The 11,748-nt window shown below is 67.8% G+C and carries 11 protein-coding genes and 5 tRNA genes; 15 read left to right on the forward strand and 1 reads right to left on the reverse strand.

The annotated features are described in order from the left end of the window. The first annotated feature begins 171 nt into the window (after positions 1-171). Positions 172-924 carry a hypothetical protein gene (locus WME79_RS02105; RefSeq protein ID WP_437531312.1) on the forward strand — a complete coding sequence of 251 codons (753 nt, stop codon included), beginning with the start codon at positions 172-174 and terminating at the stop codon, positions 922-924. Between the two features lie 5 nt (positions 925-929). Further along, positions 930-2,417, forward strand: a complete 1,488-nt coding sequence (locus tag WME79_RS02110) for an MXAN_5187 C-terminal domain-containing protein (RefSeq protein WP_437531313.1) — start codon at positions 930-932, stop codon at positions 2,415-2,417. Positions 2,418-3,214: 797 nt separating this feature from the next. On the opposite strand, the gene WME79_RS02115 is transcribed toward WME79_RS02110, so the two are convergent. Further along, the gene (locus tag WME79_RS02115) at positions 3,215-5,026 is read right to left on the reverse strand and encodes a serine/threonine-protein kinase (protein WP_437531314.1); all 1,812 of its coding nucleotides are present in this window, start codon (positions 5,024-5,026) and stop codon (positions 3,215-3,217) included. Positions 5,027-5,783: 757 nt separating this feature from the next. Here WME79_RS02115 and WME79_RS02120 point away from each other — a divergent pair. The 13 genes from WME79_RS02120 (at position 5,784) to rplL (ending at position 11,506) form a co-directional block, all read left to right on the forward strand. Continuing rightward, positions 5,784-5,856, forward strand: a tRNA-Thr gene (locus WME79_RS02120). Between the two features lie 81 nt (positions 5,857-5,937). Further along, positions 5,938-6,019: transfer RNA gene (locus WME79_RS02125), tRNA-Tyr, on the forward strand. A 74-nt stretch (positions 6,020-6,093) separates the two neighbouring features. Beyond that, positions 6,094-6,166, forward strand: a tRNA-Gly gene (locus tag WME79_RS02130). A 16-nt stretch (positions 6,167-6,182) separates the two neighbouring features. Beyond that, a tRNA-Thr gene (locus WME79_RS02135) sits at positions 6,183-6,258 on the forward strand. Positions 6,259-6,310: 52 nt separating this feature from the next. After that, entirely contained in the window at positions 6,311-7,501 is a 1,191-nt protein-coding gene (tuf, locus tag WME79_RS02140; RefSeq protein WP_437327643.1) for an elongation factor Tu, read from the forward strand. A 9-nt stretch (positions 7,502-7,510) separates the two neighbouring features. After that, on the forward strand, positions 7,511-7,681 hold the full coding sequence (rpmG, locus tag WME79_RS02145) for a 50S ribosomal protein L33 (protein ID WP_437531315.1): 171 nt from the start codon (positions 7,511-7,513) through the stop codon (positions 7,679-7,681). Between the two features lie 29 nt (positions 7,682-7,710). Continuing rightward, positions 7,711-7,783: transfer RNA gene (locus tag WME79_RS02150), tRNA-Trp, on the forward strand. Between the two features lie 87 nt (positions 7,784-7,870). Then, complete coding sequence (gene secE / locus WME79_RS02155; RefSeq protein WP_437531316.1) at positions 7,871-8,509, forward strand: preprotein translocase subunit SecE; 639 nt, start codon at positions 7,871-7,873, stop codon at positions 8,507-8,509. 30 nt (positions 8,510-8,539) lie between these two features. Continuing rightward, entirely contained in the window at positions 8,540-9,070 is a 531-nt protein-coding gene (nusG, locus tag WME79_RS02160) for a transcription termination/antitermination protein NusG (protein ID WP_437531317.1), read from the forward strand. 117 nt (positions 9,071-9,187) lie between these two features. Then, positions 9,188-9,631, forward strand: a complete 444-nt coding sequence (rplK, locus tag WME79_RS02165) for a 50S ribosomal protein L11 (RefSeq protein WP_437297490.1) — start codon at positions 9,188-9,190, stop codon at positions 9,629-9,631. A gap of 145 nt (positions 9,632-9,776) precedes the next feature. Then, positions 9,777-10,487 carry a 50S ribosomal protein L1 gene (gene rplA, locus WME79_RS02170; protein ID WP_437531318.1) on the forward strand — a complete coding sequence of 237 codons (711 nt, stop codon included), beginning with the start codon at positions 9,777-9,779 and terminating at the stop codon, positions 10,485-10,487. Positions 10,488-10,490: 3 nt separating this feature from the next. Next, positions 10,491-11,021 (forward strand): 50S ribosomal protein L10, encoded by a 531-nt coding sequence (gene rplJ, locus WME79_RS02175; protein ID WP_012233043.1) that lies wholly within the window; start codon positions 10,491-10,493, stop codon positions 11,019-11,021. A gap of 98 nt (positions 11,022-11,119) precedes the next feature. Beyond that, positions 11,120-11,506, forward strand: coding sequence for a 50S ribosomal protein L7/L12 (gene rplL / locus WME79_RS02180; RefSeq protein ID WP_437531319.1), 387 nt, complete (start codon positions 11,120-11,122; stop codon positions 11,504-11,506). The last annotated feature ends 242 nt before the right edge of the window (positions 11,507-11,748 follow it).

An 11,748-nucleotide genomic window follows, 5' to 3' on the forward strand; every position in this document is an offset into this window, starting at 1 on the left:
TCTCGCGCATGACGCAGCGAGCCAAAGCGCTCGCTGACGCTGGTCCAACCGCGTCGGGCGATCTCGATGTGCCCGGGCCGTCAGTGCGCGGCGCGGCGTTCTCCCCACCCTGACGACGGCGCCGCGAGGCGGCTCTCGAAGTCCGCGCGCGCCGCTGCTAGCATCGATTCCGTGCTCTCTGGCCGTGCCACCGTCGGGGTCTTCGCAGTGCCTGGGCTGCTCGTGAGCGCGGCGTGTGTTCCTGAAGGGCCGGCCACGGGGGACGCGAGCGCGCGGCCAGCCGGGACGGTCGCGCCGTCGGTCTCCTCGCCGACCGCGGGCGCCGCTCCGGGAGCGCAGGGGACGGGCGTGTTCGAGGACGACTTCAACCGGTCGGCGCTTGGTCCTGACTGGAACGCCTTGAGCCCCAAGTGGGCCATCGACGAGGGGCAGCTCTGCGTGCGCGCCGCGAGGAACCGCGGCGTGTGGTTGAAGCGGCCGCTGCCGGAGAACGCCCGGATCGAGTTCGACGCCATCGCCGAGGCCCCAGACGGCGATCTCAAGGCCGAGCTCTGGGGAGACGGTCGGAGCGGGGCGACGGCGGCGAGCTACACGAACGCGACGAGCTACCTCGTGATCCTCGGAGGATGGAAGAACACGAAGCACGTGCTCGCGCGCCTCGACGAGCACAGCGCCGAACGGCTGGAGATCGACGTGGATCCGGACAGCGACGACGACCGCGCGCGGCCGGTCGCGCCGGGGCAACCGTATCGCTTCCGGATAGAGCGTCGTGACGGCAGGACCCTCTCCTGGTCGGTGAACGACGTCGAGTATCTGGAGCTCAGCGACCCTGCGCCGCTCTCCGGTCCAGGGCACGAGCACATGGGCTTCAACGCATGGGATGCGCCGGTCTGCTTCGACAACCTGCGCATCACGCCCCTCTAGCCGCGATGGAATCGGGCGAGGTCGAACGGGAGCTCGAGGAGCTCGAGACGCGCATCGAGCGGCTGCGCGCGCTCTACGAGCAGTATTTCATGGGGATCGAGCGGCTGGAGCCGCTCATTCCGCGCAAGGACGTCGAGCGTCGCATCTGGGTGATGCGGCGGGAGCAGATCAGGAACACCGGGCTCCGGTTCAAGTTCCAGATGCTGATCCAGCGCTACAACACGTTCCAGCAGTACTGGGGCCGCATCGCGCGCGAGATCGAGAACGGCACGTACCGCCGCGACGTCATCCGCGCAGCGAAGCGGGTCGGTGCGAAGGAAGCGCTCACGATCGTCGGCCGCAAGCGGGCAGAGCGCTACGCGGAGCTCGCCGAGCAGCAGGAGACAGAGCGCGAGCCCGCTCATCGCGCCGATGACCGCGGCGATCACGACGAGATCGACGTCGACGACGAGGCGGTCACGCTGGCGCCCCCGCCCTTGCCCGCCGCATTGCTGGCGGCAAAGCGATCGCTGGCCGCGCTGGCCGCCGAGGAGGCCGCGCCTCGCGATGCGGTCGCGCCGCTGACCGCACCGGAGGCGTCGAGCGGGGCGCCCGCCAGCTCGGCGGTGCGCCCCGCGCTCGCGCCGCCTGCCATGCCGCAGGCCACCGCGGCCGTGAAGCCCGCTCCGCTGGGAGGGCTGCCCCGGGGGCTCGGCCTGACCAGGCCCCAGCAGAAGTCGGCGGAGAGCAAGCCGGCAGAGGCGAAGCCGGTCGAGGCCTCGCCAGCAGGCGCGAAGTCGCCGGCGCGCCCTGCCGTCGACAAGGCCCAGCCTGCGGCGGGCGCGAACAGCCGCCAGCGGCTCGCCGAGCTCGCGGCGGAGATGCGCGCTCAGCGCACCAAGACCGGCGACGCGGCGAAGGCCGCAGCCGGGCCACCGGACGCATTGGCGGACGTCGCGCCCGAGTCTTCGCCCGCTCCGAAGCGGCCACCGCCCCCGAGCCCCGTCAAGCCTTCTCCTGCCGCTCCGGCCGAAGCTCCAGCCGTCGCTGCCGCTGCGACGGGCGAGGCGAAGGGCGCCGGAGCGAGGCGACAGGAGCGCGTGCACTCGGAGCGCCCGCCGTCGGCCCGGCGCCGTCGCTCCACCGCGCCACCTGCAGCGGAGACCGGCGCGGCGAGCGGCGCTCGGCCCACGGCGCCGCGGACGCCGTCGCGCCCCCCGGAGGCCGCGCGCGCCGGCCTCGACGCCGCGGTGCGCGCGCGACCCGCGCCCCCGCAGCGACCTGCTGCGCGCGACGACGAGCTCCCGGAGCAGCGGCTGCGTCAGATCTACGCGAAGTACGTTGAGACGAAGCGCGCCGCGCGTGAGTCAACGGCCGGCGTCACCTACGAGCGCCTGGCCGAGAGCCTTCGCGCGCAGGCCGCGAAGCTGCGTGCGACGAACCCGGCCAAATCCGTCGACTACGATGTCGTCGTCAAGGACGGCAAGACCCTGCTGAAGCCGATCCTCAAGTAGCCGAAGATCGGCTGGCGGCAGGGCGGACGCGACGTCCCAAGGCAGCGATCGACGCGCGAGCAACGTTCGACGCGGCGAACGCCAGGAGCAGGAGCGCTCCGAGCCACGCTCGGTCAGAGCGGGGCGCATCTTCGTGCGCTACGAGCTCAGCCGCGTCGTTCGGCTCGCTGCGGCGTACTTTCGTACGCCTCACTCGCCTGCATGGCGGCTGAGCCCGTATCACACGAACCTGCACCCCGCTCTGGCTGAGGCGCTCCTGAGGGCGCGCTCGCTTCGTCAGACGGTCGGACTGGGCGGATGAGGATGTTCCGGCGGATCAGTGATGCGCGACGCGGCGCCAAAGCTGCGGCAGTCGCTGGACCCGCGCAGGTACTCCGGCGTCGTCCTCGACGAAGAGGATCGCACACGCCGTGCGGTCGGCCTCGCGCATCCTCGCGCATAAGTCGGCCAGGTCATCGTCAGCGTCCACAACGTCGGCCTCGGCCGGCTGGGAACAGCCTTGAACGTATTTGACATTGTCAAGGGCGATCCATCGCCCAGCGAACTCTTGAGATCGACATATGTCGCGCCAGCTCATTCGAGGCGCGACCAAACGAATCTTACTGCCCATTTCCCGTGAGCGACCTTCTCCCCCATGTTCCAAAGTCAAGCGCCGACCAAACAAAGCCAGGGCGCGGCGTGCAATGAACTTTCAGAACTGTCGGGGCAGGATCTAGCACCGGTCAAAATCGGGCGTCAAGGCAAGCCTGGAACAGTCCGGACCCGCTGAGCGTTGCGCCCGATCCGGCCCCCCTCCTTCATCGACATTGCGATGGGAGCTGGGACATCGCCTCGCCTGCCCCGATCCGCGCGGCGGCCAAGGCGTGGGACTTCGCCGCGCACCCCTTGGACGCGACCGCCCGCTTGGCGCTCGCGCTGATGGCGGCCCTCGCCTCGGCCTTCTTGGGGCCATCGCAGGACGCGAAGCGCTTCACTGCGAGATCCGTGTTGCCGCCGTTCGCCAGGTTGATCGCGGCCCTGCACTCCTGCTCCGCCTTCTCGTTGCCAGGCGGCGGGGCCTTGGGCCCGGTGGTCGCGGTCGGGGTCGTTGGGGTCGACGTGTTCTTCGGGGTGTCCGGAGCCGTCTTGTCCGGGCTGGTGGGCTCGGGCGGGGGAGGCTCCGGGGTGGTGGTGGGCGTGCTCGTGGGCGTGCCCACGGGATCCGACGCCACGGTGACCGACGGCGCGCCCGTGGGCAGCGGGATCGCGGTCGACGTGCTCTCCTCCGTCGTGCTCCCGCCGCTCCCCTTCGTCATCATGACGATGCCCACGACGCCGAGCACCGCGACGGCCGCGACGGCGGCGAGGATCGGCGCTGCCTTGCTTTTCTGCGGCGCTGGCGGCGGCGCAGGGAACACCTGGCCGCTGCCCGTGGGCACGGCCGGGTGCGCCGGCACGACAGCCTGATCCATGACCGTCGCGGCCTGATGGGGCTGATGGGCCTGATGGTTGACGACGGTCCTCACCGGTCCCGGTCCCGTGGGCGGCCCCGCGACGAACAGCGGTTCCCCGAGCTGCGTCTGACCCGAGCGCGACGGCATCAGCGCCGTCCCGCTGGTCGGCGCGTCGCTCCCGACGAGCGTACGGGGCGCCGCCGCGAGCACCGAGAGGCGGGCGCCCGCGCCGATCGTGAGATCCTCGTAGAACTCCCGCGCCGACTGCTGCCGGTCCTCGCGCTTCTTGCTGAGGGCCCGCATGACGGCCGCCTTCATCTTCGGCGGGGCCGCGGCGCCCATCGGCACCGCCTCGAACGGGAACGGCTGCGCCGTCATGTGCTGCGTCGCCCATGCCCACGGCGTGTCGGCGTCGAACGGCAGGCGCCCGGTGAGCATCTCGTAGGTCAGCACGCCGAGCGAGTAGATGTCGCTCCGCGCGTCGAGCTCGGTCCCCGTGAACTGCTCGGGGCTCATGTACGGCGGGGTGCCGAGCACCGTCCCCTGCTGGGTCAACTTCTGCTCGGCCTTGGCGCTGCGCTCGTCGCGCTTCGCGATGCCGAAGTCGAGGACCTTGACGTAGTCCTCCTCGCCGGCGCGCCTGGTCAAGAAGATGTTGGCGGGCTTCAGGTCGCGGTGGACGATCCCCTTCTCATGGGCCTCCTGGAGCGACCCGCACGTCTGCGCGATGATGCGATCGACGCGCTCGGGAGAGAGCGCGCCGCCCCGCTCGAGCGCCGTCTCCAGCGACTGCCCGTTGAGGAGCTCCATCGCGATGTAGAGCTCCCCGGTGTTCGTCTGCCCGAAGTCGTAGACCTTGATGGTGTTCGGGTGCTCGAGCTCGCTGACCGTTCCGCACTCCCGCATGAAGCGCGCGACCACCTGCGGATCCTTCGCGTGCTGCGAGAGGAGCGTCTTGATGGCGACCTTCCGCACCGACGTCCCCATCGGCTGCTCGCCGTTGTAGACGCGGCCCATCCCGCCCTCGCCGAGGATGCCGATGATGCGGAACCGGCCCCCGACGATGGCGCCGATGAGCGGGTCTGCTTCCACCGGCGCGACAGGGAGGAGCGCGCCGCACGTGGCGCAGAAGCGCGCCCCATCGATGTTTGGCTGATGGCAAGCGGGACATTCCATGCGATCGAACCTCTACCCCCGAAGCATGACAGAACGCGATCGTCGCCTCGGGCTGCTCTGCGGCGCGCCCGAGCGAGCGTGCGCCGGGCAGGATCGCAGCAGCCGCGAGCGGAGCGCAAGGGACCTCTCGCTCACCCGAGGCGCCGCCGACGCGCGTCCTCGTCGTCACTCGTCATCCTCGTCATCCTCGTCTTCGCCCCCTCGTTCACGTTCGCTTGCGTTCGCGCTCACGCAGCTGCTCGCCCGAGCCGCGCCGTCGCCGCGCGCGGCGTTCGGCGCGGGGCACGCGGCACGGGCGCTCCCGCGGCGCGCGCCTCGCCGCTGCGCGCCGCGCGCCGCGGGAGCGTGCTTCTCGACGTCCGCACTTGAAAACCGGAAGCGCTCGAGCGAGATCGGCGCCCGTCGGAGGACGCCGGTGCTCTGGACCGCCCAGCTCGACCGCGCGGCCAGACAGCGCTCTCGCAGCCGATTCCAGCGAAACGGACGAAAACGATGCACACCGCTTGACACGTCTCTTGCAGGGGGCTAAGAGCCTCCTCCCTTCGCGGGACTCGTCTACCTTCGGAGCGACGTGAGCGGCACCAACAGCTTCACCTCGCTGCGGTCCAGCCCGGTCGGGGCACTCCGAACCGCGCAGGCAGGCGGTCCAGCAGGGCCGGGAGTTGATTGCTCGCACAGAAGTGATCGGTCTTGGGACATTTCGCTAGGTCAGCACGCACGTTTCCCGGAGCCCGGGGACGGGCAGCGGGTGGATGCCGCTGGCGTAGCTCAATCGGTAGAGCACCTGCCTTGTAAGCAGGGGGTTAGGGGTTCAAGTCCCCTCGTCAGCTCCGATGCAAGGCAACAGGTCGGTGGTTCGGGAGGTCAGGGCAGAGACAAAGTCGGCAAAATCTAATAAATAGAGAAAATCTGGAGGGTTGCCCGAGCGGCCAAAGGGAGCAGACTGTAAATCTGCCGGCAATGCCTACGATGGTTCGAATCCATCACCCTCCACCGGAGCGTCTTTACGCTCCGAAGGCGGTCCGACCAGGATACAGATCCGTCGGGGTCACTCTCGACGGAAGCCCGCGGGCGTAGCTCAGTTGGTAGAGCGTCAGCCTTCCAAGCTGAACGTCGCCGGTTCGAACCCGGTCGCCCGCTCCGTGGTCGGTCGTTTGCCCACCTAGCTCAGTTGGCAGAGCACGTCCTTGGTAAGGACGAGGTCGTCGGTTCAATCCCGATGGTGGGCTCCAACGAGGACAGCGAAACGCAGTCGCGAACTTCATTTCGGCAGGAGACATCTCGATGGCCAAGGAGAAATTCACTCGTACGAAGCCGCACGTGAACGTGGGCACCATCGGCCACATCGACCACGGCAAGACCACGCTCACGGCGGCGCTCGTCAAGGTGCAGTCGAAGCGCAACCTGGCGAAGGCGATCTCGTACGCCGACATCGCGAAGGGCGGGACGGTCCGTGACGAGACGAAGACGGTGACCATCGCGGCGGCGCACGTCGAGTACGAGTCGGCTAACCGCCACTACGCGCACGTCGATTGCCCCGGGCACGCCGACTACATCAAGAACATGATCACCGGTGCGGCGCAGATGGACGGGGCGATCCTCGTCGTGTCGTCGCTCGACAGCGTGATGCCGCAGACGCGCGAGCACGTGCTGCTCGCCCGGCAGGTCGGCCTGAACCACATCGTCGTGTTCCTCAACAAGTGCGACGCGGTGGACGACCCGGAGATGCTCGACCTGGTCGAGATGGAGGTCCGCGAGCTCCTGTCGAAGTACAAGTTCGACGGGGACAACGCGCCGGTGGTCCGCGGCGCATCGCTGCCCGCGCTGCAGGGCGACCCGAAGTGGGAGGAGACGATCCAGCAGCTGCTCAGCGCGCTGGATAGCTACATCCCCGAGCCGGTGCGCGACATCGACAAGCCGTTCCTGATGGCGATCGAGGACGTGTTCTCGATCAAGGGCCGCGGCACGGTGGCCACGGGCCGCATCGAGCGCGGCATCATCAAGGTCGGCGACGAGGTGCAGATCATCGGCTTCAAGGACACGAAGAAGTCGGTCGTGACCGGCGTCGAGATGTTCCGCAAGCTGCTCGATCAGGGGCAGGCGGGCGACAACGTCGGGTGTCTGCTCCGCGGCGTGGAGAAGGAAGAGATCGAGCGCGGCCAGGTGCTCGCGAAGCCCGGGTCGATCACGCCGCACACGAAGTTCACCGGTGAGGTGTACGTCCTCAAGAAGGAAGAGGGCGGGCGCCACACGCCGTTCTTCACCAACTACCGGCCGCAGTTCTACATCCGGACGACGGACGTGACCGGCACGGTGAACCTCCCCGAGGGGGTGAAGATGGTGATGCCGGGCGACAACATCACGATGACGATCGAGCTCATCGCCCCGGTCGCGCTGGAGGAGCAGATGCGCTTCGCCATCCGCGAGGGCGGCAAGACGGTGGGCGCCGGCGTCGTCACCAAGATCCTCGCGTAGGAGGCCGACGTGGGCGAGCAGGCCGGTGGGTGGCGTGCGGCGCGCATCGCCGTCTCACTGGCCTGCAGCGAGTGCAAATCGCGGAACTACAAGACCACGAAGGCGCCGGACCAGGTGGTATCACTCAAGAAGTTCTGCAAGCAGTGCAAGAAGCACACGGTTCACGACGAGACGAAGTGAACGGGTGCTCAGGAAGGCGCAGCGATTCTAGGGGTATAGCTCAGTTGGTAGAGCAGCGGATTCCAAATCCGCAGGTCGGGAGTTCGAGCCTCTCTGCCCCTGCCGGGGGATGTTGGCGCCTCAGGGTCGCCCTTGGATCCCCAGCGAGCAGGCCTCTGTCTGCCGCGGGTCGGCGCGTTTGGTGTTGTTATGGCGAAGGGTCAAAAAGACAAGCAGCCGACGAAGGTCGCGGAGGACGAGGAGCCGGAAGAATCCGGACCGAGCTCGCCTGCCGAGGACTCGTCCCTCGTGACGCAGAGCGAGGGGGCGGGGGCTGCTGACGCGAAGGACGCCGAGGCGCCGCGTGCGGATGAGTCGAGTGAGTCGAGCGACGCCGAGGAGGCCGAGGACGAGGAGGTCGCGGCCGCTCAGCTAGGCTCGGAGCGCTATGTGCTCGCCGGCTTCTTCGCCGCGGGGATGCTGCTCGCCTACCTGCTCGGCAAGGTCGTGCACGGCGTCTGGGCGACCCTCGCCAACAAGGACTGGTTCAGCCGGACGCTGCCGGCGCTCTCCGCGGTGGGTGACGACGACAAGACGACGTACGGCATGATCGTCGGCGGCGTCGTCGCGCTGGTCGTCGTGTTGCGCGCGTTCCGCAACCCCGAGCTCCGCGCCTGGAGCGACGAGGTCGCCGCGGAGCTGGCGAAGGTGAAGTGGCCGACCAAGAAAGAGGTGACGAATGCGACGTTCGTCGTCATCGCGACGACCACCGTGGCAACCCTCTACCTGGCGCTGCTCGACCGCTTCTGGGCATTCGTGACCAACATCGTTTACGGCGATGGAAGCTGAAGCAGGGAGACCCTGAGGGAATCAAGCGCCATGGCCAAGAAGTGGTACGTCATCCATACCTACTCGGGATACGAGGCGAAGGTGCGCGACGCGCTCCAGCAGCGCGTGAAGCAGTACAGCCTGGAAGATCGGTTCGGCGAGATCCTCATCCCGAGCGAGACGGTCACGGAGAACCGTCCCGGCGGTAAGACCCGCGTTCGTCAGAAGCTCAGCCTGCCCGGCTACATCTTCGTGGAGATGGAGATGAACGAGCAGGTTTGGCACCTGGTCAAGGACACGCCCAAGGTGACTGGCTTCATCGGCAACCAGACGCCGCAGGAGGTCCCGCTCGTTCAGATCGACAATCTCCGACGGGGGATCGTCGAAGGGGCGGTCAAGCCGAAGCCGCGGCTCACCTTCGAGGTGGGTGAGGAGGTGCGGGTCCTCGATGGCGCCTTCGCGAACTTCACCGGCACGGTCGACGACGTGAAGATGGACAAGCAGAAGCTCAAGGTGAAGGTCAGCATCTTCGGCCGACCCACCAGCGTGGAGCTCGACTTCTCAGCCGTGGAGAAGCGCTAGCCAGGAACGGACGGCTGCAAACCTGCGGGCGAGCACCGCGCCTCCGCGGTGCTTCGCTGTTTCTCTGAAAAGTAGACCGCCCGTCGGGCGGCGGTTCGATAGGGTGCGAGATTCATCATGGCGAAGAAAGTCACAGGGTACGTGAAGCTGCAGCTTCCGGCGGGCAAGGCCAACCCGTCGCCCCCCGTCGGTCCGGCGCTCGGCCAGCACGGCGTCAACATCATGGCGTTCTGCAAGGACTTCAACTCGCGGACGGCGGCGCAGGGGGACATGATCATCCCGGTGGTGATCACGGTCTACTCGGACCGCTCGTTCACGTTCATCATGAAGACGCCGCCGGCCTCCGTGCTCCTCAAGAAGGCGGCGGGGCTCGAGACGAAGAAGAAGCCGGGCGCGGGCTCCAAGGAGCCCAACAAGGTCAAGGTGGGCAAGGTCACGCAGAAGCAGCTGAAGGAGCTTGCCCAGCTCAAGATGCAGGACATGAACACGACGAACCTCGAGTCCGCGATGCGCAGCATGGCGGGCACGGCGCGCTCGATGGGCATCGACGTCGTCGACTGAGGTGGTCGTGGCGCTCCCCGCCGTCGGGGATGCGCCCCGCCGCGCTGGCGCTCCCGAGGGGGGCGCCCGGCGGGCCAGAAGCAAGACTTACCACGGTAGTTTAAGGCGCACCGTGGGAGGCGAGAGCCGTTAAGAAGGAGGGCATGTGCCGAAAGTCGCCAAGAAGAAAGTCGCAGCGCGGGCAGTCGTCGACCGCGCTCGAAAATACACATTGCAGGAGGCGTGCGCGCTCGTGAAGCAAGCGGCGCCCGCCAAATTCGACGAGACGGTGGACCTCGCGGTCCGGCTGGGTGTCAACCCGCGGCACGCAGACCAGATGGTCCGTGGCGCCGTCGTGCTCCCGCATGGGACAGGGCAGGCGCTCCGGGTCCTGGTGTTCGCCAAGGGCGAGAAGGCCAAGGAAGCCGAGGCGGCCGGCGCCGACTTTGTCGGCGAGGCGGATCTCGTGAACAAGGTCCAGGAAGGCTTCATGGACTTCGATCGCGTGATCGCCACGCCCGACATGATGGGTCTGGTGGGCAAGCTCGGCCGTATCCTCGGTCCGCGCGGCCTGATGCCGAACCCGAAGGTCGGGACCGTGACGTTCGACGTGAAGACGGCCGTCTCGGAGGCGAAGGCCGGCAAGGTGGAGTACCGCGTCGAGAAGGCGGGCATCGTGCACGCGCGGATCGGCAAGGTCTCCTTCGCGGAGAACGCGCTCCACGTGAACGCGGACGCGCTGATCCAGGCGCTCGTCCGGGCCAAGCCGGCGACGGCCAAGGGCATCTACCTCCGGAGCATCACGATGTCTTCGACGATGGGCCCCGGGGTTCGCATCGACCCGGTCCACTTCATCGGCAAGACGGAGGAGGCGTAGCCCATGGAACGGTCCCAGAAGGAAGTGCTGATCGGCTCCGTTCGGCAGAAGTTCGAGCGGATGTCTTCCGCGGTCTTCCTGGATTTCAAGGGGATGAACGTCGAGGCGGTCACCAAGCTTCGCGATGAGTTCCGGAAGTCCGGCGTGGAGTACCGGGTCGTGAAGAACACGCTCGTCCGCCACGCCATCAAGGAGCACCCCTGGGCGAAGACCCTCTCGAAGAGCCTGACCGGCATGACCGGCGTGGCTTGGAGCTACGAGGATCCGAGCGCGGCAGCCAAGGTCGTCAAGGCGTTCCGCAAGGACAACCAGAAGCTGCAGATCAAGGCGGGGCTCATCGAGGGACAGATCCTCTCGGGCGACGCCGTCGAGACGCAGCTCGCGACGATGCCCGGCAAGGATGAGCTTCGTGCCACGCTGCTCGCGACGCTGCAGGCGCCGCTCCAGCAGTTCGTGCAGCAGCTCAACGCGCCTCTCCAGAATTTCGCCTATCTCCTGAAGGCGAAGGAAGAGGAAGCGGGCAAGCAGGCCTGAGAGGGTGCTTTCGTATCAATTGGGCCTTGCGCCCGTCTGGTTTTGGTTTACATGGCCCCCTCCCCGGGGCGCGCAGAAGAGTTTGAAGGAGTCTTGCAATGGCTGAGATCACGCGCGAGCAGGTCGTCGATTACCTCTCCAACCTCCCTGTCATCCAGATCGCCGAGCTCATCAAGGACCTCGAGAACAAGTGGGGCGTCAAGGCTGCCCCCGCGGCCGTCGCCGTCGCTGCTGGTCCCTCGACCGCCGCCCCGGCCGAGAAGGCCCCGGAGCAGACCGAGTTCGACGTCATCCTTGCCAACGCCGGCAGCAACAAGATCGGCGTCATCAAGGCGATCCGCGAGATCACCGGTCTGGGCCTGAAGGAGGCGAAGGACCTGGTCGAGGCCGCGCCGAAGACCGTCAAGGAGCAGGTTTCCAAGGCGGACGCGGAGGAGATGAAGAAGAAGCTCGTCGAGGCAGGTGCTACCGTCGAGCTCAAGTAACGATCACCGCTCCCTGCTAGGGAAATCGGGATCCGCCGGCGGACGGCGGCAGGGGCGGTCGTCCCTGCCGCACGTCCGGCTTTTGTCTGATGAACGGGACCGCGGATGCGGGCCCTCACGCAACGCTGAAGAGGACCGCGAGTACGGGTCCTCGGTCAATCCTGAAGAGGACCGCGGGTGCGGGTCCTCGGCCAACGTCGGAGCTCAATGGGTCGCCACGCGGTCCGCTCTGCCCCCACAGC

The organism is Sorangium sp. So ce726 (genome assembly GCF_051521405.1).
Lineage (GTDB): Bacteria > Myxococcota_A > Polyangia > Polyangiales > Polyangiaceae > Sorangium.

Bases quoted from the DNA above. Each gene is read 5' to 3' on its own strand.
- WME79_RS02110 (WP_437531313.1), top strand. From the start codon at position 930: ATGGAATCGGGCGAGGTCGAACGGGAGCTCGAGGAGCTCGAGACGCGC.
- WME79_RS02115 (WP_437531314.1), bottom strand. From the start codon at position 5,026: ATGGAATGTCCCGCTTGCCATCAGCCAAACATCGATGGGGCGCGCTTC.
- tuf (WP_437327643.1), top strand. From the start codon at position 6,311: ATGGCCAAGGAGAAATTCACTCGTACGAAGCCGCACGTGAACGTGGGC.
- secE (WP_437531316.1), top strand. From the start codon at position 7,871: ATGGCGAAGGGTCAAAAAGACAAGCAGCCGACGAAGGTCGCGGAGGAC.
- nusG (WP_437531317.1), top strand. From the start codon at position 8,540: ATGGCCAAGAAGTGGTACGTCATCCATACCTACTCGGGATACGAGGCG.
- rplK (WP_437297490.1), top strand. From the start codon at position 9,188: ATGGCGAAGAAAGTCACAGGGTACGTGAAGCTGCAGCTTCCGGCGGGC.
- rplJ (WP_012233043.1), top strand. From the start codon at position 10,491: ATGGAACGGTCCCAGAAGGAAGTGCTGATCGGCTCCGTTCGGCAGAAG.
- rplL (WP_437531319.1), top strand. From the start codon at position 11,120: ATGGCTGAGATCACGCGCGAGCAGGTCGTCGATTACCTCTCCAACCTC.